The sequence below is a fragment of the Xanthomarina sp. F1114 genome (assembly GCF_026410255.1).
Taxonomy (GTDB): domain Bacteria; phylum Bacteroidota; class Bacteroidia; order Flavobacteriales; family Flavobacteriaceae; genus Xanthomarina.
This window is the reverse complement of the sequence record NZ_JAPMLL010000012.1, coordinates 107,657-128,684: the sequence shown is the minus strand read 5'-3', so window position 1 is coordinate 128,684 and position 21,028 is coordinate 107,657. Positions and strand designations below refer to the sequence as shown.

At 33.1% G+C, this 21,028-nt stretch carries 19 protein-coding genes; 8 read left to right on the top strand and 11 right to left on the bottom strand.

The features are described 5' to 3' along the window. Positions 1 to 11: 11 nt before the first annotated feature. Complete coding sequence (locus OS188_RS11255; RefSeq protein ID WP_267148942.1) at positions 12 to 614, bottom strand: hypothetical protein; 603 nt, start codon at positions 612 to 614, stop codon at positions 12 to 14. A 96-nt stretch (positions 615 to 710) separates the two neighbouring features. Beyond that, on the bottom strand, positions 711 to 1,670 hold the full coding sequence (locus OS188_RS11250) for an NAD-dependent epimerase/dehydratase family protein (RefSeq protein ID WP_267148941.1): 960 nt from the start codon (positions 1,668 to 1,670) through the stop codon (positions 711 to 713). A gap of 156 nt (positions 1,671 to 1,826) precedes the next feature. On the opposite strand from OS188_RS11250, the gene OS188_RS11245 reads away from it, so the two are divergent. The 4 genes from OS188_RS11245 to OS188_RS11230 all read left to right on the top strand — a co-directional run bounded on the left by OS188_RS11245 (position 1,827) and on the right by OS188_RS11230 (position 9,368). After that, entirely contained in the window at positions 1,827 to 2,336 is a 510-nt protein-coding gene (locus OS188_RS11245; protein ID WP_267148940.1) for a hypothetical protein, read from the top strand. An 88-nt stretch (positions 2,337 to 2,424) separates the two neighbouring features. Further along, entirely contained in the window at positions 2,425 to 4,524 is a 2,100-nt protein-coding gene (locus OS188_RS11240) for a M13 family metallopeptidase (protein WP_267148939.1), read from the top strand. 356 nt (positions 4,525 to 4,880) lie between these two features. Next, complete coding sequence (locus OS188_RS11235) at positions 4,881 to 7,316, top strand: GEVED domain-containing protein (RefSeq protein ID WP_267148938.1); 2,436 nt, start codon at positions 4,881 to 4,883, stop codon at positions 7,314 to 7,316. Between the two features lie 402 nt (positions 7,317 to 7,718). Beyond that, complete coding sequence (locus tag OS188_RS11230) at positions 7,719 to 9,368, top strand: T9SS type A sorting domain-containing protein (RefSeq protein ID WP_267148937.1); 1,650 nt, start codon at positions 7,719 to 7,721, stop codon at positions 9,366 to 9,368. A 106-nt stretch (positions 9,369 to 9,474) separates the two neighbouring features. Here the strand turns inward: OS188_RS11230 and OS188_RS11225 are convergent, their stop codons facing one another. Together OS188_RS11225 and OS188_RS11220 are read right to left on the bottom strand one after the other, a co-directional pair. Next, positions 9,475 to 10,173 carry a hypothetical protein gene (locus OS188_RS11225; RefSeq protein WP_267148936.1) on the bottom strand — a complete coding sequence of 233 codons (699 nt, stop codon included), beginning with the start codon at positions 10,171 to 10,173 and terminating at the stop codon, positions 9,475 to 9,477. A gap of 79 nt (positions 10,174 to 10,252) precedes the next feature. Next, the gene (locus OS188_RS11220) at positions 10,253 to 12,550 is read right to left on the bottom strand and encodes a M28 family peptidase (RefSeq protein ID WP_267148935.1); all 2,298 of its coding nucleotides are present in this window, start codon (positions 12,548 to 12,550) and stop codon (positions 10,253 to 10,255) included. 111 nt (positions 12,551 to 12,661) lie between these two features. On the opposite strand from OS188_RS11220, the gene OS188_RS11215 reads away from it, so the two are divergent. Together OS188_RS11215 and OS188_RS11210 are read left to right on the top strand one after the other, a co-directional pair. Continuing rightward, a complete protein-coding gene (locus OS188_RS11215; RefSeq protein WP_267148960.1) occupies positions 12,662 to 13,129 on the top strand; it encodes a CBS domain-containing protein in 468 nt (155 codons plus the stop codon). 448 nt (positions 13,130 to 13,577) lie between these two features. Continuing rightward, complete coding sequence (locus OS188_RS11210) at positions 13,578 to 14,057, top strand: RrF2 family transcriptional regulator (protein WP_267148934.1); 480 nt, start codon at positions 13,578 to 13,580, stop codon at positions 14,055 to 14,057. On the opposite strand, the gene OS188_RS11205 is transcribed toward OS188_RS11210, so the two are convergent. From OS188_RS11205 to OS188_RS11175, 7 genes are all read right to left on the bottom strand, one after another. Then, positions 14,054 to 14,290, bottom strand: coding sequence for a cytochrome C oxidase subunit IV family protein (locus OS188_RS11205; protein WP_267148933.1), 237 nt, complete (start codon positions 14,288 to 14,290; stop codon positions 14,054 to 14,056). The two genes, OS188_RS11210 and OS188_RS11205, sit on opposite strands and share 4 nt — an antisense overlap. 303 nt (positions 14,291 to 14,593) lie before the next feature. Then, on the bottom strand, positions 14,594 to 15,568 hold the full coding sequence (locus OS188_RS11200; RefSeq protein ID WP_267148932.1) for a DUF438 domain-containing protein: 975 nt from the start codon (positions 15,566 to 15,568) through the stop codon (positions 14,594 to 14,596). 468 nt (positions 15,569 to 16,036) lie between these two features. Further along, the gene (locus OS188_RS11195) at positions 16,037 to 17,422 is read right to left on the bottom strand and encodes a T9SS type A sorting domain-containing protein (RefSeq protein WP_267148931.1); all 1,386 of its coding nucleotides are present in this window, start codon (positions 17,420 to 17,422) and stop codon (positions 16,037 to 16,039) included. Between the two features lie 233 nt (positions 17,423 to 17,655). Continuing rightward, entirely contained in the window at positions 17,656 to 18,048 is a 393-nt protein-coding gene (locus OS188_RS11190) for a DUF302 domain-containing protein (protein WP_267148930.1), read from the bottom strand. A 98-nt stretch (positions 18,049 to 18,146) separates the two neighbouring features. Continuing rightward, the gene (locus OS188_RS11185) at positions 18,147 to 18,497 is read right to left on the bottom strand and encodes a hypothetical protein (protein ID WP_267148929.1); all 351 of its coding nucleotides are present in this window, start codon (positions 18,495 to 18,497) and stop codon (positions 18,147 to 18,149) included. A 1-nt stretch (position 18,498) separates the two neighbouring features. Beyond that, on the bottom strand, positions 18,499 to 18,996 hold the full coding sequence (locus tag OS188_RS11180) for a DUF6265 family protein (RefSeq protein ID WP_267148928.1): 498 nt from the start codon (positions 18,994 to 18,996) through the stop codon (positions 18,499 to 18,501). Positions 18,997 to 19,051: 55 nt separating this feature from the next. After that, positions 19,052 to 19,696 carry a spermidine synthase gene (locus OS188_RS11175; protein ID WP_267148927.1) on the bottom strand — a complete coding sequence of 215 codons (645 nt, stop codon included), beginning with the start codon at positions 19,694 to 19,696 and terminating at the stop codon, positions 19,052 to 19,054. A gap of 202 nt (positions 19,697 to 19,898) precedes the next feature. Between OS188_RS11175 and OS188_RS11170 the strand changes: the two genes are divergently transcribed. Both OS188_RS11170 and OS188_RS11165 read left to right on the top strand, forming a co-directional pair. Beyond that, a complete protein-coding gene (locus OS188_RS11170) occupies positions 19,899 to 20,231 on the top strand; it encodes a single-stranded DNA-binding protein (protein ID WP_267148926.1) in 333 nt (110 codons plus the stop codon). A 107-nt stretch (positions 20,232 to 20,338) separates the two neighbouring features. Next, a complete protein-coding gene (locus tag OS188_RS11165; protein WP_267148925.1) occupies positions 20,339 to 21,001 on the top strand; it encodes a C40 family peptidase in 663 nt (220 codons plus the stop codon). The last annotated feature ends 27 nt before the right edge of the window (positions 21,002 to 21,028 follow it).

Sequence of the window (21,028 nt, the reverse complement as noted above, 5' to 3'; positions counted from 1 at the left end):
AATAAGGTGTTTTATTTTGTGTTTTTATACATATGTTTTGCTAATGCTCTTGCAAAAATAATATAAGCATCGGCAATACGTTGTCCCGAATTATAATCGTATCCAGCATTACCAGAGCCTTGAATTTTTGTATAATCTACAGAAAAAATAATATTATCAGGGCTGTCGTTTTTATAAACACTTACGGTAGTTTCAATTTTAGAATTTTGTCTCATAACACCTACATTGTATCCTGGATACATAAAAGTAGTATGAATTTTCATAGTGTATTCAGCACTTCCTATATCTCTATCAACTTTTACTAGACCATTTTTATATTTGTCATTAAAAGTTTCAATAAACCTTGGTTCGTAATAGGTTTCTCTATCAGAAAACCAGGAATCTTTAAATTTTTCTCCAGCACCTATTTCTTTTTCTTCTCTTTTAGACATCTTGTCTTCTAAGAATTCTTCTTCAGAATCAAATTTTGGAATTTCTAAATCGGAATAATCGAATACAAGATTATATTCAGAAATACCTTTTAAATCTTTCCAAGAGCCAACTTTTACTTTTTCTTTTTGAGAGTACATTAAGGAGGTAGAAAGTAAGAATGCAATAAGTAATACTTTGTTCATAATTATAGTTTTTATATACTTTTTTGCTAAAGTAGTATATTTTTTTTTCTAATTATATACGGAGAGTTTCGTATTTTGTAAAGAGGCATACTGATTTTAAACAGCCTTTTCCTTCACTTGCTTTAAATTACTAAGCATTTCAGAAGTAATATCATCTAAAGAAAAGCTGTGTTCCCAATTCCAGTCCTCTCGAGCTTTAGAATCGTCTATGCTGTTTGGCCAAGTATCTGCAATTTTCTGTCTAAAATCTGGTTTATACGTAATTTTGAATTCTGGAATTTGTTTTTGGATTGATTCTGTCATTTCTTTTGGCGTAAAACTAATGGCAGATAGGTTATACGAAGATCTAATTTTTATGGCTTCAGGTTCGGCATGCATAATATCTATGGTTGCTTTAATGGCATCGTCCATATACATCATTGGAAGCGCAGTTTCTTCAGATAGAAAACACTCGTAACTTTTATCGACTAATGCTTTATGGTAGATTTCTACAGCATAATCTGTAGTACCTCCCCCTGGTAAAGTTTTCCAACTAATTATTCCAGGATAGCGTACACTTCTTACGTCTACACCATATTGTTTGTTGTAATATTCGCACCAACGTTCCCCCACCTGTTTTGTCATTCCGTACACAGTAGACGGCTCCATAATAGTGTATTGTGGAGTGTTTTCTACAGGGGTTGTAGGTCCAAATACTGCAATACTAGAAGGCCAAAATAGTTTTTTAATAAATCCCTCTTTAGCCAGGTTTAAAACATGAAATAAAGAATCCATATTTAAGTCCCAAGCTTTCATAGGATATTTTTCTCCAGTGGCACTAAGCATGGCTGCCATTAAATAAACAGTGTTAATCCGGTGTTTATCTATACAGATTTTAACAGAGGTGTAATCTTGAGCATCTAGAATCTCGAAAGTTCCAGAATTTACTATATCTAAATTTGCATAACTTATATCGCTGGCAATTACATTATCTTGTCCGTGGATGCTTCTTAGTTTGTGAGTTAACTCAGATCCTATCTGGCCGCAAGCACCAATAATTAGTATTTTTGGAGTCATTGTATTGAATGGTTTTATGATATTCAAAAATAATAAGATTTTTGGGGAAGACTTATAAAATTAACTTAAAAAAGCAGCTTTATTATTAAACTAGTGCTAAACAGTAGCATATAAAAAACCGAAATCTCTATATTTGCTATTCTTTATTAAATTAATATGAAAATACTTGTAAAGTTTTGTTTGTTTTTGTGTTTACTTTCTTGCGGAAACTCTGAAGAAAACATTGATAATGTAGAGCAGGATTCAAGCTTGCCAAGTTTTTCTAAGGAACAAAAGCAAAAATTAAAGTTTACAGAGTACCTGTTAGATTCCAAAGTGAAAACTTATACAAAAAGCTGGGTAAAATATAATGAGTTGGAACGGATTGTTGATAATTTAAAACAGGCTAATCTCACTTATTTTAAAGAGAATCATGAAATTTTGGAAACCTTTATTAACGACTTAAAAGAAAGTGTTCCCGAAGAATTAAATACACCAAGTATTATGTCTAGGCTTATTGCTTTAGAAACCAAATTGTACAAATTGGAAAGCGTAGTAAACCTTTCAAATTCTACTCCAGAAACTATGATGAGTACAATAAGAGAAGTTTTAGTTTCTTTTTCTAACTTAAATCTTCAGATGAATAAAAAGATAGAAAGAGAGTCTCAAAAAATAATAAAGCCTTAACTCTTAAGGTTTTGTTAATATTTAGATAGCTTTATATTTTACTTTTAATAATCACTAAATTTCACCCTTAAAACACAACCTTTACCTTATGAACAAAAATTTTTTAAAGCTATCCCTATATGGGGCTGTAGCTTTTGCTGGCTTAGTGGCCTGTAAAGATGATTCGAAGAAAGACATGGCTCAAGTAGAAATTAAAAAAGTACCAGGAATTAATTTAGATTATATGGATACTTCGGTAGCTCCAAATCAAGATTTTTTCAATTATGTTAATGGAACCTGGTTAGAAACAAACGAGATTCCAGACGATCAATCTGTTTGGGGTAGTTTTAATGAGCTTCGTAAAAAAACAGATGCAGATGCATTGAGTATTTTAGAAGAAGCTATGTCGAATGAGAAGGATGCTTCTAAAATTCAAGTAATGCCTGGATCCGATCAGGAAAAGGCCGTTTTTCTATATGAAACAATCATGGACACTATTGGTCGTGATAAACAGGGAATTAATCCAATAAAACCTAATTTGACTAAAATTGATGCCATAAAAAACATTGACGATTTACAGGCATATATGATAGAAATGGAGCCTCAAGGTGGAGGTGGTTTATATGGTTTTGGTGTTGGTGCAGATCCAAAAGATAGTAACCGTAACGTCGCCTATTTAGGAGGAGGTAGTACAGGTCTGCCAGATCGTGATTACTATGTAAAAGACGATGCAGACTCTAAAGAAAAACGTGAAAAATACGTTAGTTATATTACTAGGATGCTACAGTATTTGGGTGAAACAGAAGCTGATGCTAATGCTGAAGCCAAACAAATTTTAGCTTTTGAAACGCGTTTAGCTGAAGCTAAAATGGATAAAGTTGATAGACGAGATGCAAGAAAACGTTATAACCCGAGATCTATAGAAGAGGTGCAGAAAATGGTGCCGGCTGTAAATTGGAGAAATTATATAGAAGGAATTGGTGTAAAAGAATTAGATACAGTTATTGTAGGCGATTTAAATTATTTCAATCGTTTGCAAGAGGTCTTAGCAGATGGTAATGTAGACGACTGGAAAGCTTATTTGCGTTGGCATGCTTTTAATGGGGCAGCAGGAAAACTAAGTACTGAGTTAGAAACAGCAAGTTGGGAGTTTTATGGACGTGCATTAAGCGGAGCTAAAAAACAACGTCCCAGAGATGAACGAGCTTTAGGAGTACTAAATGGAACTATTGGCGAAGCTTTAGGAAAGCTTTACGTAGATAAAATGTTCCCTCCAGAGGCAAAAACAAAAGCCGAGAAAATGATTAAGAATGTTATTTTGGCCTTTGAAAATCGTATCAATAAATTAGAATGGATGAGCCCTGAAACAAAGCAAAAAGCCATTGAAAAATTACAATCTACATCAATTAAGATAGCCTATCCAGACAAATGGAAAGATTATTCAGAATTAGAAGTACAAAGTGTTGAAGATGGTGGATCTTATCTTCAAAACTCATTGAATGCACGTGCGTGGAATTTTAAAAGAAATATTGATAAATTAGGGAAGCCAGTTGATAAAAGTGAGTGGTATATGGCACCTCAAACGGTGAATGCTTATTTTAATCCTTCATTTAATGAAATAGTATTTCCAGCAGCCATTTTACAACCTCCATTTTATAACTTTCAAGCAGATGATGCTGTAAATTATGGTGGTATTGGTGCAGTAATTGGCCATGAGATTTCTCATAGTTTTGACGATTCAGGGTCGCGTTATGATAAAGACGGAAACTTAAATAACTGGTGGACAGATAAAGATTTAGAGCAGTTTGAAGCTTTGGGACAGCAGTTAGCAGATCAATATAGTGCAATTGAAGTATTACCAGATGTATTTATTAATGGTAAATTTACTTTAGGTGAAAATATTGGTGACTTAGGTGGTGTATTAGCCGCATATGATGCTTTACAGTTAGATTTTAAAGAAAATGGAAGACCAGAAGATATTGATGGTTTTACTGCTGAACAACGTTTCTTTATGAGCTGGGCAACCATCTGGAGAATAAAAATGCGTGATGATGCATTAAAAACTAGAATAAAAACAGATCCTCATTCTCCTGGAATGAATCGTGCAGTACAACCTTTATTAAATGTAGATGCTTTTTATGAAGCATTTAATATTAAAGAAGGAGATAGCATGTATATTGCTCCTGAAAATAGAGTTAGAATCTGGTAATATAATAGATAAATATTTTAAAAAAAAGCTAGCAATTATTGCTAGCTTTTTTGCTTTTAAATAAGAAATTAATACAGTATCTAATTTCTTCTCTCCCTGAAACCTTCCTTAATTGGAAGATGTTTACGCTTAACAAGATAAATGTAATTTATTCAATTAGTTTTAACATTTCCTTTTTGTAATTAACAAAACTTTAGTAACTTAAGCCTGAATTTTATTATTGGACAAACTACTTATTATCCAAAAATTTTTTTTGTTTTCAGATATATACTGACAACAAAATTCCTATGTGCTAAGAGTATGTTTTATAATAAAGGACATAAACAATAATTAATCAAATCTAAAACGTATTTATTATGAGAAAAATTACATTGTTTTTTTTCGTAACCTTAACAACCATGCTTATGGGTACTTCAGGTTACGCGCAGTATTGTATTCCTGAAGGAACTAATTCCGCCAGGTATATAGATGACTTTAGTACAACTTCGGGCGCCCAAAACATCAATAATATGGCCTCCGGGTTTTCTACTGATGGCTATGGCGATTTTACATCTTTAGTAGTTGAGCAAGGAATAGATGGAGGTGTTAATTTTGAAGTTAACATTATGGGTGGTACAGCTGGATTCCGAATTTGGGTAGACTGGAATCAAGACGGCCAGTTTGATGCTACTAATGAAGTAGCTTATCAATCATCTGGGTATTCCTCAACGCATACAGGGGCCTTTTCTGTACCTAGCGATGCCATGGTGGGATCAACTACTATGAGGGTTGTTAGTCATTGGTTAAATTCTTCGGGTGATGTTGATCCATGTGCAACTGGGTTTACTTACGGAGAATTTGAAGACTACACCTTTGTTGTGTCTACGAATGTAACATGGGATTGTCCAACATTAGAAGCTAATGTGGGAGATGCTTGTGATGATGGGGACCCAAATACTTCTAGCGACACTATAAATGGAAACTGTGAATGTGAAGGAATTCCAGCCGCTACTAATGATGAAGCATGTACAGCTACAGACTTAGCTTGTGGTGATATTGTTGTTCAATCCTTAATTGGAGCAACTTCATCTATGACTGATACTTGCTCCGGAAGTGGCTCAGCAGATGTATGGTTTACTTTTACCACTGATGGATCACAAATAGTTACTGTATCAGAAGACTCATCTTTTGATGCTGTAGTGCAACTTTTTGTTGGGACATCTTGTGGAGAATTAGTGGAGAGTGAGTCTTGTCAAGATTATCCAGAAAACTTTACAATTACAGAAGCAGGAACCTATTACTTCCGTGTACGTCCTTACTTTTCGTCTGGTGATGAAGGTGAGATAACAGTAAGTTTAGTTTGCGTGGATTACGATTGTCCTGCTGAACAAGCTAATATTGGTGATCCATGTGATGATGGCGATAGTGGTACCATTAACGATATGATTGATGCAGATTGTAATTGTATAGGAGTGCCTCCTGCACCGGCAAGTATTTGTGATACTGCAATTTTAATAGATTGTAATGCTGGTCCAGTAACACACTCTTCAGTTAATTCAAATGGAGTAAATACAACAGAATGTTCTTTAGGTGACAACGGACTTTGGTTTACATTTATGGGAACAGGTGGAGATATTACTATTAATTCTACAGCAACATTCGATCATGAAATGTCTATAAACTCAGGTACATGTGATGCCTTGACAAATATTACCTGTAGAGATGGATCTACTGGTGCTGAAACTTATACATTGACATCAACTGTTAATGCTCAGCCATACTATGTATATATTGCTCGATATAACTCGGGAAGTACGGAAACAGGAGATATTACTATTGATATTCAATGCGCTACTCCTCCAGCTTGTACAACTCCTAGTCTTAATCTTATAGCTCAAGACAATAATGGAAACCCAATAACAGACTGTTTAGATGTTGGTAGCGATTTTTATGTATTAGCTACTCTTTCTGGTGGAGACGGAAATACTTCTTATAACGTAACCGCCAATAGTGAGGATGCTGTTGAAGTAAATGCTGATGGTTCTGTAGTTCTAGGGCCTTTTACCGTAGGGACAGATGTTTCTGTTACTGCAGAGGGTGCTCAAGATGCTGATTGTTTTGTTACTGAAGCTATAGATTCCCCAAATATTTGTGGTCCAGGTAATGAGGATTGTGAAGATGCCATTTCAATTTTATGTGATGAACCTGTTCAAGGAACAACAATCGGAGCTGCTTATAGCGGATTGACGGATAATTGTTCTACACGTACAACTGGAGATGTATTCTACACACTTGATGTAGTTGCAGGAGATGAGTATACAGTAAGTGTTGTTGGTGCAGATTTTGATGCAGTTCTTGTAATCTATAGCGGTGCTTGTGGAAGTTTGACAGAAATTGCATGTGCAGATAATGGTTTCTCTGCAGGAATTGAAGAAACTATTACATTTACTGCTACTACAACAGAAACACTTGTAATTAGAACTTATGACTGGAGTACTTCGGCAGGTAGTTTTACTATTAGTGCTACTTGTTCGTCACTATCTATGGATGACAGCAATATGCTAGCAGGTACCAGTTTGTTTCCTAATCCATTAAAAGACAATACATTTTTTGTGCATGCGCCAAAATTAAACGGAGAGCGTATTCAAGTAAATATTGCAGATTTAGCTGGAAGACAGATTTTCATCAATACATTACTAGTAAGTGATAGTAAGGTTTCTGTTTCATTAGATAACACTTTAACCTCTGGAGTGTATTTAGTTACCCTTAAACATGCGGGGAATACACATACATACAGATTAGTAAAGGAATAAATTTTATTTATTAAAATTGGTTTAATAGAAAACCACCTCAGCTGAGGTGGTTTTTTTTTTCGAAAAATACAATCTACATATACGATGCCTGTTTCTTTTGTTTTATATGATAAATGAAATTGTTTAAATTATGTTTAAAGAGATTAAAATTTTAAATATTATAATAATCATTTAAATATCTTAAGATAATCTTGCCTTAATTATGACATATTTAAAGTATTTAGATTATTTAACCACATTGTCTTGGTTATATAGTAAATCTTTGTTAATTTCATAAAGTATCTTCTATAATTAAACTAGTAGACATTTATTGTTAAATAGGTGTGTTTTTGTTTTTAATAAAATAGTTTATTCTTAGAAGTACGTTTTAAACAATAATTAATCAATTTAAATTTATTTATTATGAAAAAAATTACAATGTTATTTTTTGCAACTTTGGTCACCACACTTATGTGGTTTCCTAGTCATGCTCAAACGCCATGTTCGCAAGAAACTTTAGGAGGAGCAGCTGTCGAGAATGGTTATGGAAATCTTCATTTATTGATATACGCAAATGACCTAGCTGTTGACGCCAATACAACTTTCACATTAAACACTGTTCAATTTAATGTTTTGGTAAGCCCTGGGACTCCTATAGATGGAGTTCAGTTTTATTTTTATCAAGACTCAGATTCTGGAACTGGACCAGGAGTTGAGTTAGGTTCTACTGCTATGCAAGTTCCAACTTCAATAACTAATGTAGGATCAGGATTTGGATTCGACCTTATGGAAGTGAGTACGGATCTAGATACACCTTTTACTTTTATAGGAGGAGCTGCGGAAACAGCCTATTATATTGGAGTACAAATTGATTATACTGGTGCTAGTTCTTATATGGAGGTGGTATCTACCATGAATACAACTAATGATATTTATTTCTTAGAGAATGGGGTATGGACCTCTGGTTTAGCTGGATTTGATGAGGCAGCCGATGGAGTAATTTCCTTCTTTGGAGATTGTGAAGCAGTTGCTGGTTGTACAGGTACACCAGATGCGGGAACAGCAATGGTTAACCCATCTACAGGAAATCCAGGTTCTGCATATACTGTATCTGCCCAAGGTATTACAGCTGCAACAGATATGTCTTTTCAATGGCAATCCAATACTAATGGTGCAGGTTGGGTAGATGAAGGAACAGTACAATCTGAACTTTTAACATATAACGCTACGGCTCCAACAGAATTAGGAGATGTTGTGGAGTGGAGATTGATATCAACTTGTACAAATTCATCTGAGTCAGCAACGTCTTCTGTGGCAACTTTTACTACAGTCCTGTCTTATTGTGATGTACAATTTCCAAATAATGTAGAACCAATTACTTCTGTTGTTTTTGCGGGTATTGATAACCAGAGTGATGCCACTGTTGGTGTTCATCCTCCTTTAGAAGATTTTACAGCACAAAGTGCTAGTGTAGAATTAGGAAGTTCTTACTCTATAGAGGTTCAAGGTAATACCGATGGAAGCTATACAGCAAAAATCGTGGCTTATATTGATTGGAATCAAGATGGTACTTTCGATGATGCTCCAGGTTCTGAAGAAATGTATTCATTGACAGATATTGTTGGGTCAACAGGAACAGATGGTACGGTGTCTACTGGATCAATTGCTGTGCCAGCAGGTGCCTTATTAGGCGATACTCGTATGCGTGTTATGAAAAAGTTTAGCTCTGTACCAGGACCATGTAATACAAGTGGATGGGGCCAAGCTGAAGATTATACCGTTAATGTTGTGGCTGCCACAAGTATTAACGATAACAATATGCTTGCCGGTGCTAGTCTATATCCAAACCCAATGAACAATAATACATTCTATGTGCGTGCACCAAAGTTAAATGGAGAACAATTAGAAGTAAATATTACAGATATGGCAGGAAGACAAATCTTTAATAATAAAATGACTGTCAATGATAACAAATTAACAGTTTCGTTAAATGACGCCTTAACTTCAGGATTGTATTTAGTAACCTTGAAACACTCAAGCGAGACTAGTACATTCAGATTAGTGAAGGAATAATCAAAAGAAAATAGTTAGATTGTTTTCTTCGGAATTAAAAAACCGTCTCAATTGAGACGGTTTTTTAATGATGATTTTCTAAAACTAACAATTATGGTTGGCTAATTTAATCCGTTTTTGTTAATTCTTCTTTCTGTCCTAGCAATGCAGACCTGCTGGCAAAAGCTAAATTAAAGTTTGGTGCAATATCAAGAGCTTGTTCCAAATAGGACACTGCAGCATCAATATTGGTTTCTTTATTTTCGTTGAAAGTTATCAAGCCTTTTAAATATAGAAATCCAGCTTTTAGCGGTACCTGATATGGCTGTCTAGTTTCATAATATGTTTTTTTCATATCGTCTTGAACATGTAATAAACCGTATTCAACTTTTTTAGAAGCCTCAGTTAAGTTCTGGTTTTGGATATAAAGTTCTGCTAATTCATAGGCTATAGATGCATTTTGAGACCTTCTAAACAATTCTTCAAATTGTTTTAAAGCTAATTTTGGCTGATTTAAAGATTTAAGCGAATGAGCTTTTATTTCCACAGCCATATTAGAATCTGTGGCGTAAAGATCAACACCAATAACATTTAAAGCTTGCATAAACTTACCATCGTTCATATATAAAAAAGCCAAAGTATCTTGTTTGTCATCTGAAGGTTCTAAAATATTTAAATGAGTTAATCCATTAATAACACCTTGAATATCTCCTTGCTCTTTCATTTGCTTATAATAAGCTTCGTAATGCTTTAATAACTCTTTGTTATTTTGAGCATTTACAGTAAAACTCATCGCAACACATGCTAATAGGATAATATTTTTCATAGAATAAAGTTTTTTAAGCACCAAAACTATAAAAAAATGGAAGGTAATGTCTTAAAAACATGCTAATTATTTACAATTATTAATCTAAAACAATTGTTTTTTTAAGCATTATAGCATCATTTAAAACAAAGGGTTTCGGGGTCATATTTAATGGTCTTTCAGGCACTTGAAATAACTCGTTACTTAAAAGGTCGAAAGAAGACTCATAATAGGTAAAGGACAGCTTTTGAGCTTTAGGAACTGTAAATTCTAACTCCAAAAATTTGTCGTCCACTACATAATATTCAAATAACCTATTTAAAGTTCTATTTGAAAATACAAAACCATTTTTGTCTTTTTCAATTTCAAAACCATTCACATTAAACGAATTAAAAGTAACAGTAGAATCTGTATATAAATCCATTCTATTTACTAATCGTTGAGGCGAAATAAACATTTTTATATGTCTGTTATTGCCAATAACGGTGTCTCTTTTAATATCTATATATGGATGTCTTATAGCTTTAATTTGTGCTTTTTTACTATAACTAAACCCTGTGTTATATTTACTGCCAAAAGTAGTTTTTGTAATATCGTGATTGCTGTCCGGCTTGTCCGTTAAATAGGCTTTGGTCCAGGGGTCTAAGATGTTGTCATAAGTAGTCCATACGGCTTCATTAATATCAGTATCATAATAATAAACCAGGCTATTGGGTTTAGGACGATCTTCATTAAATCCCGATTGTAAGTTTGCAGAAATAAAGAGAATAGCAGCTATGAAAAGCAAAAAGTACGACCATCTGTTTTTATGTCGATAAAACCCAAAAATGGCGATTAGTAATCCAAAAATTAATGTCACTAATACCGTTGAAGCTAATAAGAGTTTTAAGCCTAAACCAACAGGAAACATTTGAACAAATGGAGTCATGATGGTTAAAACGGGTAATGCTAAAAGCACCATTAATAAAAAATTTGGTTGTTTTTGCCTTACTAAAACAAACAGGCTTATTAAACCAAAGAATACAGGAATAATAAAAAAACTGGCACCTGGCAGAAAAAAAGCAACTAGAGCACAAATTAATAACCAAATTGAAATAGGGCCAACTAATAAGCTAGCCGTATTTCCAGGCTTATATATTTTATGAAATAACCAGAAACATATACCTAAGGCCAACAAAGAAAACACCCATATATAGCTATGCCCATTATAGGTAAAACCCTGAAGAATTTCCGTATAGTCCGGATAAATGACTAAAATAAATTTCCAGCCAAAGAAACCAAGAAGACCATTAATAATTAAGGCAACCAAAAACATAAGAGTTCCTTTTCCAATCTGTTTAGCATTTAAGGTTCTTTTTTTCATACCGTAAAAAATCAAAGCGATAAAAACTATAAGAGCTAAAACAAGCATGGGAATAATCCAGGAAAAAGGATAATTGACGGTTTTAAATAAAGGAACATTAAAATAAATATCGTCTTTATCACTTTTTAAATCGCTTAAATTGGCATTAGAAAAGTAATTTAATAGGGGCATTAAATAGCTGCCTTGATGCTCTAAGGTGTTTCTGTCTAATCTTTCGTATGTATCTAAAGCTGTATGATAATCGAAATGATCGTCTATAAAAGCAAAGTTAAAACCATCTATATTGCCATCCTCCCTAAAACGAGTTAGATCGGTGTCATTGGGTAGTTTTTTATAAACACTATAAGCTAGAGAGTTTGCTACTGGATAATCTGGATGCGCTTCCTTAAACCCTGAAATTAATTTCTGGTTTCCACCATTTGTTTCCATAAGCATATAACTTGGGCCTCCACTTCCGCGAGCCTCAAAATTTAATACTAAACCAACATCTTTGGCCCAAGGATGTTTGTTTACAAATAAGGAAGCTCCATTTAAGCCTAACTCTTCGGCATCTGAAAACAAAATAATAAGATCGTTTTTAGGTGTTTTATTTTCGTGTAAATATGCTCTTAAACCTTCAAGAATGGTAACTACGCCAGAACCAGCATCGCTGGCTCCATAAGATGCATGCGATTTGCTATCATAGTGGGAAAGCAACATCAAGGCCTTGGAATTATCTGAACCCTTAATTCTAGCCAAAATGTTTTTTGGTTTTGTAAGTGTTCCCCAATCGGTTAAAATATACCCTTCTTGAACCTGAGTTTCTAAACCTAAATCTTCTAAAGCAGCAATTAGATAATTTTTAACACGTTCATGATCTGGACTTCCAACGTAATGCGGGTGTTTAGAAATTTCCTTTAAATGAATTAAAGCGCGTTGGGTTGAAAATGTATTATCCGGAGCGTCTATGTTAGAGATATCCCGAGGCAATAATACCGAAAAACTCCAATAAATTGCTGCAAGAATTAAGATGATAGAAATGCCTTTTTTAAACATGATTTTTACCTTTAGTTAGTTTTATAAAAATAGAAAAATTATATCACTTAATTCTTTTAGGATAACTCGCTAAAAATGAGTATATTTAAGTTTCATTCTAAATTAAAAACCATGGCAATAAAGAGTTTTCAAGGAGCTAGAAAGCAACAACAGGAGTCATCTAAAGAGTTTCCTTTTAAGGTAAGCGATATTATGACTAAAGACCTTATTACTTTTAAACCGGAGCAATCCGTGGAAGACGTAATAGATTCTTTAATTAAATATAAAATATCTGGAGGTCCTGTGGTTAATGATAACTACGAATTAGTGGGTATGATTTCTGAAGGAGACTGTTTAAAACAAATAAGTGAAAGCAGATATTACAACATGCCTGTGGAAATTGATATTGTAGAAAAGCGTATGATAAAAAACGTGGAAACCATAGATGGTAATATGAATGTACTAGATGCTGCTAATAAATTTTTAGATTCTAAAAGGAGGCGTTTCCCAATTGTTGAAAATGGTAAATTAATTGGACAGATTAGTCAGAAGGATATTTTAAAAGCAGCCTTAGATCTTAAAGGTCACGATTGGAAATAGTATTTGTACTTTTTCGTGTTAAAAAAGCCTTTTTGTCCTTTAAAGACAACCAAATATTAAAGGTTTAATCGAAACCTAACTATACTTACTAAGTTACTATATCATCTTTTTAATACGCTGCCAAAAGACTTTATGAATCCAAATAGTCGATGCAATTACTTTATTGTAAACAAGTATAAAACTTGTGCCATTTTTAGTTTGTAAATAAACTCAAAACTACTGGTAGTTTTCGAAATTAAATTTTTAGTATATTGAAGATATTGTGCTAAAACAACAGTGTTTCTTTCTTTTTACACCTTAGAATCTCCTCTTTAAGATTAAAGGTGATTATATAATTACAGATTTAGTACGAAGCGAATTTATTGCGAACAGTTTTTATAAATTATAATAATAATTATAAACTAAGGTCTTGTTAATTAATTTAGGATAAAAATATCTTTTTATATCTTTGAAAAAAATTATTATGTTATCAAATGCCTGTCAATACGCCATTCGGTCCATTCTTTATTTAGGAATGTGCTCGGATGAAAAACATAAGGTTGGCGTAAAAACTATCTCTGAAGAATTAGAAGTGCCTCAGCCTTTCTTAGCTAAATTACTTCAGCAGTTAAATAAAAGTCATCTGGTAACTTCTACTAAAGGACCTTATGGTGGTTTTTATTTAAGCGATGAAAACAAAGAGAAAACCGTTTGGGATATTATATTAGTAATAGACGGTACAGATAAATTTAGTCAATGCTTTTTAGGACTTTCTAAATGTGGTGATGATAATCCTTGCCCTGTTCATTTTACTGTTTCTGCTTTCAAAAATAAGATTTTTAAAGATTTTAAAGATAAAACTGTCGCCCAGTTTGTTGAGGAAATAAAAGAGAAAGGACGTTATATTTCTTTAAAAAAGTTTGATGTTCTTGGAGCTGCTTCAGATTAAATAATTAAGGTCAAACCAATAAAAATAGTTAAACAGCCAATTAAAAGTACTTTCCAAAAAGTGGTAGCATGGCGTAATTCCATAAAATAAAAAGCGATTGCTAAAAACTTTAAGGCCGAAAGTAGCATGATATATTGAGGCCCGTTTACAATACCTGAATTGGAAACAAGTAGAGATAACACAGTCAGAATTACCAATATAATTAAGACGATTAAGAAAGGTAGTTTCTTCATTTTTAAAAAATTAGATAATTTACAAGAAATAATAAGAGCCAAACAAGGTTGAACATATGCCAAAAAGTAGTTCTATCCTCTACATCTTCTATAATGAGGTTTTCTGGTTTTTTAACCATGGTTTATTAAAACTGTTGCTTGGATTCGTGAAACAGCTGAGGTTCGTCTGTGCTATACCAAACCATAGCAACCAAAACAGCCCTAAAAGGTATCAGTTCTCAATAAATAATTGTCCAAATTAAAATACCGCTATATGGATAGTAAAGAGAGGATTCTATCGTAACTTGATTTATATTCTAAAATTTAATCCCAATCTAAAAGTCTTTTTTGTCCTTCTAATTTTTGAATTTCTGTAATGTCTTGCGACATTTCAATAACGCCTTTATAAACTTTGTTTTGGTCTCTGATAGCAAAATATCTGATATAAATGATTTGTCCTTTAAAATTGAACCAAAATTCAGCGGTATGTTTATTGCCAGCTTTAAATTCTTCTAAAATTCTTAAAACCATATCCACACTTTTAGGGGGATGACAAAAACGTACTTCCCGACCAATAATTCCCTTACTTCTAGCAAATACACGATCTTCACCTCGGTTGTAAAAAATAACCTTATCGTTTTCGTCTACATAAGTAATATCTACGGGTAAAAATTTCAATAGTAGATTCACCTGTTCAGGAGTCATATAACCTTCATCATAATGAGACGTGTTTTCTAAAGAAAAGCTTTGGGTACGTTCTGTAAGATCTTTACTTGGATGAATATACTCTGGTTCTTTAGCAGGAAAAGGAGCTGGCTTTTCCTTGAGCATCCATCCAATTTCCTCGTCACCTTGATAAAATTCTTCCCAATCTTCTTTGGTTAGTAAACGCATGGCGTTGGGAAATAATTTCTGATCTTCAATTAGCATGAGTCGCTTAATGCCTTCTAGTAAATAAGGAAGATTCTCAGTAATTTTTTCTAAATTCCTCGTCTCATTGTGTGTGTTTAATAATCGGATTTGCTCTCTTAGAACATCATGAAATGACCACATACCTTGACTAGGTCCATTCCAATGATGTTTCTCTAAATAAGGGAAAAGTTGATTTTCTTTTCGTTTAAAGCGTTTCTCAATCGTAGTTAACTGATTAAAAATATTAAAATACTTCTGAAAATCTTCGGAGACTTTCACATCGTATAATTCTGAAATTAAATTTTCAATCAAAACACTTTCTTGATAATATATCTGTAATGGATGTCCTTGTTCCAACTTTTCAATCTCTGGTAAATAGGAGTTCATTTTTTAATATGCTTTTTAAGTAATTTTACAAAGTCTAGAGGTTCTCTTTAGGCATGCCGTAAGCTTTGAATGGCTTTTGGCAACTTTTATGTTGTGATAGATTATACATCGGAAACATATTATAAGCCTATTTGAATTGAAAGATTTAAAAAAAGGCCTTTTTGTTAAAGAAGTTGAAGTGGGGATAATTGTCAGGTATGAGCAAATGTAACTTCATCTCCAATTTATAGTAAAAAGACCTTTTAATCTTCTATGCAAAAATATATGGGTGATTTTTATTAAAATATGATATTAGTCATATACTTAGAAAAAAACCAATAAAACATACGAGGGTTGTAAATTAATTTGTTAGGTTGAATTGGGATAAGCATTATTTTGTTTTGAAGATTATTTTTAAATAGAAGCACATACAAAGCAAAAAAGCCATCATACTTATGTATAATGGCTTTTTTAATTGTTTTTAAAAACTTACTTTTTAATAAGTTTTTTAGTAATAGTACTGTATTCAGTGGTAATTTTCACAATATAAATACCGGCTGAAATATTGCCTGCATGGATAGTGTTTGTTGCTTTTAAATCTCCTTCAAGAACTAAAGTTCCTAAAATGTTGTACATTTTAAAAGCCTCTAAATTAGCTGTTGAGCTTACTGTAATCTTATCTGTAAAAACAGTAGGATATACTGTAGCTGTTGCGTTTACAAAGTTGTTGTCTGCTATAGATAAAGAACTGGTTAAAACAGGGTAGCCATCATTTAAAGTTGAATCAAGAGACCAAGGAGTTCCTGCAGATCCTGCGTTTAATAAACCTAAGAATTCTGTATTTTTCATATTAGCAGTTGTTCTTCCTTCTGCATCGACAGTTACTGGCTCTCCACCAAAACCACCAACAGCTTCTGTTTGTCCAGAGGTTTCCATATCAAAATAGGTGTTTTGGATATCATTTGCATTTCCATAATACCCAATAGTTCCTCCGGCAAATTCTGGAGCAGTTACAGATCCAGTAGAATAAGAATTTAATAAAACTAGGTTAGAATCTGCACCTCCATAAATACCACCAGCTCGGCCTGTAGTAGCAGAAACAGTAGATCTTGAATAAGAATTGTCAATTACGTTTTGGGTTGGAGGTCCAAAAGAAAATGTACAATAACCTACAATACCACCAACTAAAAAGCCTCCAGATACGGTTCCTTCAGAATAGCTTTCGGTAATAGAGCTTTCATTCCATCCAGTACCAGCAATACCTCCTACTTGGTTGTAACCTACAACGTCTCCACTAAAAGAGCAACGGGTTATAGTAGAATTTGTTAGAACACCTCCTGTTAGGCCACCAATATTATAGCTAGTAGCAGTGATAGAAGCGTTGGTTACATGGCAATCTTGCATTGAACTATTAGTTGCTAAATTGGCAACTAACACTCCAGAAGTATCTAAAGCGAGAATGTTAGCAGTGTCTAGGTTAATATTAGAAAAAGATGCCCCACTAGTCTGACCAAATAATCCAATCCAATCCCCATTTGGCGAATTTATCCATAGATTACTAATAGTGTAATTACCACCATCTACATTTCCGGAAAATAAAAAGTCATTATCTGGTCCAATAGGCAACCATAAATGTGCATCTAAATCGATATCAGCACCAATAGTTATGTCTTTATCAGCAAAAGTATTTCCTGCTGCTACCAATTCTGAAAGGCCAGCAAAAGCCTCGGCTGTCGAAATGGTAAATGTGTCTTCACTTTCATTATACCAACTTACGTCTGTATTATCAGACCACGAAGTGGTAGGGAATGTTTGTGAGTTAATTGTTAGAGTTACTGTTAGAAATAACAGTAATGTTGAGTAAATTTTAATCATGATTGTATTGTTTTTTAAGTTGCGGCGAATGTATTGGGAATACTTCTATCTGCAATCTTTAAATCATTTTATTTAAGATGAATTTGGATTGAAAATAGAAGGTACTAATCTATAAATACAGTTTGTAACTGTTTTATTAGAAGATATTCCTAATGCTTATTTTAAATGCTGCAGAGATCTTTTAAAGTAAGCAGTTTTATTGAAAAAATTGGGGTGTAATTAACAGTGTATTTCTACTTTAAACGAGCTATTGCATTCTTAAGCTTTTCCTCTACATCTTTAGCTACCTGACTTAAGTTTTTGTTTTCAACAGCTCCCATGGATGCAATGGGATCTACAGCCGATACTTCAAACGTTCTTGGTTTGACTTGTTTAACAATGACGTTGCAGGGTAAAAATACACCAATGTTTGGTTCAGAACGTATGGCTTCATAAGCATGTTTTGGACTACAAGCTCCTAAAATCACATAGGAATCCATATCTACATCTAATTTGGTTTTGAGCGTATTTTTTATGTCTATTTCAGACAATACACCAAATCCCTCTTCTTTTAATGCTGCTTTTGTTTTAGTTATAGCCTCTTCAAAAGTTGTTTGTTCTAAAGTTGTGGAAAAGAAATAAGTCATTGTTTTTTTTGATTTCTCCTAAAGTTACAAAAAATTTGACAGAAACCGGATGTCACTAAGAGATTAACAATAGGTTATTGGTGTATCATGATTTCTAATTAACTCTCGCGTTTTACTAATGCATAATAATCGCCTTCTAGTGGTAAATAACCTTGGTCGTAAACAAAGTAATACACAGTACCAGCTTTGGTGGTGTAAATACTAGTAAAATAATTAAAATCGAAACCTTTTTCTATTAGTTTGGCTCTAGAGCTTTTGGTTTTTTGCTCTGGATTGAGCTCTTCTAAGATTCGGTAGTTTTTTCTTAATCGGTTATTGGTATTTCTAATCAGGTTTTTAGAATCCTTATTCACCCTATTGTTATAAGAATTTCTACAGGCATCACTACAGAACTTCTTATCAATTCTTCCAACTATTTTATCGCCACATTCCGGGCATTGCTTTTGCATGTTACTGACGTTTGTAATTAAATTTTACTTCTTCCTGTTGACCATTGTCTGAAATAACAACATAAAGATTCATTTCATTTTCAGAAATTTTTTCAAAAGTAAATTGATCGAAATAAATCCGGTCCTTTTCTATTTTAACTAATTTAAAATCAACTGTTTCATCTTTTTCCTCCCAGCCTTTAAAATCATTTCCAAAGTGTTTTAATTGAAGAAGAAGCGTATTATCTATTTGTCTTATACCACCTATTTCATAAAAAACCACTTTATTATCTACCACAAGTTTAAAGCTAAACATCATAGAGTCTCCCAAAGGTGGACCCCAAAATTCCTCTGTAATTCCACCAAAAGCTTCTCCTTTCCAATAGCCTTGAATCCAGGAGGCTTCTTTTAAATTAGCATCTGGAGAATTCATACCATCTAAGAACTTTAAAGTTTGATTTTGATTATAACTAAGTTGACTAATGAGCATAAAAATAATGCTGGCTAAAATAGATTTCATAAATTCTTGAATTAAGGCCTAACTATAAAGATATAAATTATTCGTATACAAATGGCTATAGGGATTTTGCAATAACTAGCGTATTGGTATTATTTACTTTTTCGTGCACTTCTACCATATAAATATGAGATTTTAAATAACTAATAATAGACTCTAATTTATGGCTTAAAGACTTTTCTAAAGAGGCATTAAATAAAATGATACCATTTGGAGATTTCCGTTGTAAAAGATGTTTCCAAAAAGGAATTTCAAGGAATTGTTTAGGAACCTGTGTGTCTATAAATAAATCGATAATTATCAGATTGAAAGTAGATTTATTTTCTTCAATATATTGGAGCGCATCAGCACAGATAATCTCTAATTGTTGATTGTTCTGAAGTTGAAATTCGTCTTCAGCAATGTTGATAATTGTAGGGTCAATTTCAATGGCGGTTATATGTTTTTTATAATTGAAATCTTTTCTGAGTGTTTGTATAACACTACCACCCCCAAGACCAAGGAGTAAAACAGAATTTACGTTTGAAAGTTCTATTTTTTCTAATCCAAACTTTAAAATCCGTTGTAAAGAGCCATAAGAATAGTTAGCATTTTTAGTGTTTAAATGCTTCTTTCCATTATACCAGGTAATTTCTAAGGTTCCGTTAATATCCGATTCAATTTTTTTAGTAATGGGATAAAAATAACTTATAAGTCTTGCCATTACTGTTAAAGGTATGAATTAAAGTTGAATAAAAAATCGTTTACAAACGACTACAAACATTTACAAACGAGTTTAATTAGTTAATAACCGACTAATATTTGGAAGTGATTGCATATTTGTACCGTTGAATTGACCGAACGATATTCAATAGTATTAACTGTTTAACCCGCTTGTTTTCGGACAGGCATTAAAATTTAAAATTATGAAAACGCTTAGAAACAAAGTACAGTTGATTGGAAGATTAGGACAAGATCCTGAAATAATCAATTTTGAAGATGGTAACAAAATGGCTAAATTCTCAATGGCTACAGACGATAGCTACAAAGACAAAAATGGTCAAAAAGTAGAACGTGCATACTGGCATAATGTGGTAGTAAGAGGAGGCTTGGTAAAAGTTGTAGAAGAGTATGTTTCCAAAGGAAAGGAAATTGCCGTAGAAGGCAAATTAACAAACCGTTCTTGGGAAGATAAAGATGGTAATAAACGATACATAACAGAAGTTCTGTGTGACGAATTACTGATGTTAAGTAAATAGAACATTAAAATATCTGATTAAAAGCGACTTAGGTCGCTTTTTTTTATTTATTTTAGGAACCTCCCTTTTAGTTTTTAGCAGTCGTTATAATTTAAAATTTAAGAGATATGTTAGGAGATACATTAAAAATTGCTTTGGGTGAATTGGGCCAAAAAGAAATCCATGGAGAGAAGCACAACGAACGCATTTTAGAATATCAAGTAACTACAGGCTTGAATTTTGGTAACGATGAAGTTGCCTGGTGTAGTATTTTTGCAAATTGGGTAGCAATGCAAGCTAATTTACCAAGATCCAATAAGGCAAATGCCAGAAGTTGGTTAAACGTAGGTGAAAAAACCAAATGGCCTCAACCAGGAGATATTGTTGTTTTTTGGAGAGGGAGTAGAGATGATTGGAGAGGACATGTGGGGTTCTTTATGGGTTATACCAAGAGTGGAAAATCTATTTATTGTCTCGGTGGTAATCAAGACGATGAGGTAAATATTCAAACCTATCCTTTAGATCGAATTTTAGACTTTATAAGCTTAACAGATCATGATAATAGCAACCTACAAATTCCAACAGGTTATCTAAGACAAGGCGATAGTAACAATCACGTAAAACACTTACAACAACTTTTAAAACAATTAGATTTTTTAAGTGGAAGTGCGGATGGCGTTTTTGGTCCTAAAACAGAAGCAGCACTTAGAGCTTTTCAAAAAAAGTATGAAATAACTGTTGATGGTATTTATGGTAGTGAATCTAGAGCTGTTCTGGAAAAATTAGTATAGAACAACTCTAGACTTTAATTTTTTATT

Bases quoted from the DNA above. Each gene is read 5' to 3' on its own strand.
- OS188_RS11170 (WP_267148926.1), top strand. From the start codon at position 19,899: ATGAAAACGCTTAGAAACAAAGTACAGTTGATTGGAAGATTAGGACAA.
- OS188_RS11240 (WP_267148939.1), top strand. From the start codon at position 2,425: ATGAACAAAAATTTTTTAAAGCTATCCCTATATGGGGCTGTAGCTTTT.
- OS188_RS11215 (WP_267148960.1), top strand. From the start codon at position 12,662: ATGGCAATAAAGAGTTTTCAAGGAGCTAGAAAGCAACAACAGGAGTCA.
- OS188_RS11245 (WP_267148940.1), top strand. From the start codon at position 1,827: ATGAAAATACTTGTAAAGTTTTGTTTGTTTTTGTGTTTACTTTCTTGC.
- OS188_RS11255 (WP_267148942.1), bottom strand. From the start codon at position 614: ATGAACAAAGTATTACTTATTGCATTCTTACTTTCTACCTCCTTAATG.
- OS188_RS11230 (WP_267148937.1), top strand. From the start codon at position 7,719: ATGAAAAAAATTACAATGTTATTTTTTGCAACTTTGGTCACCACACTT.
- OS188_RS11175 (WP_267148927.1), bottom strand. From the start codon at position 19,696: ATGGCAAGACTTATAAGTTATTTTTATCCCATTACTAAAAAAATTGAA.
- OS188_RS11205 (WP_267148933.1), bottom strand. From the start codon at position 14,290: ATGAAGAAACTACCTTTCTTAATCGTCTTAATTATATTGGTAATTCTG.
- OS188_RS11195 (WP_267148931.1), bottom strand. From the start codon at position 17,422: ATGATTAAAATTTACTCAACATTACTGTTATTTCTAACAGTAACTCTA.
- OS188_RS11190 (WP_267148930.1), bottom strand. From the start codon at position 18,048: ATGACTTATTTCTTTTCCACAACTTTAGAACAAACAACTTTTGAAGAG.
- OS188_RS11200 (WP_267148932.1), bottom strand. From the start codon at position 15,568: ATGAACTCCTATTTACCAGAGATTGAAAAGTTGGAACAAGGACATCCA.
- OS188_RS11250 (WP_267148941.1), bottom strand. From the start codon at position 1,670: ATGACTCCAAAAATACTAATTATTGGTGCTTGCGGCCAGATAGGATCT.
- OS188_RS11185 (WP_267148929.1), bottom strand. From the start codon at position 18,497: ATGCAAAAGCAATGCCCGGAATGTGGCGATAAAATAGTTGGAAGAATT.
- OS188_RS11220 (WP_267148935.1), bottom strand. From the start codon at position 12,550: ATGTTTAAAAAAGGCATTTCTATCATCTTAATTCTTGCAGCAATTTAT.
- OS188_RS11235 (WP_267148938.1), top strand. From the start codon at position 4,881: ATGAGAAAAATTACATTGTTTTTTTTCGTAACCTTAACAACCATGCTT.
- OS188_RS11180 (WP_267148928.1), bottom strand. From the start codon at position 18,996: ATGAAATCTATTTTAGCCAGCATTATTTTTATGCTCATTAGTCAACTT.
- OS188_RS11165 (WP_267148925.1), top strand. From the start codon at position 20,339: ATGTTAGGAGATACATTAAAAATTGCTTTGGGTGAATTGGGCCAAAAA.
- OS188_RS11225 (WP_267148936.1), bottom strand. From the start codon at position 10,173: ATGAAAAATATTATCCTATTAGCATGTGTTGCGATGAGTTTTACTGTA.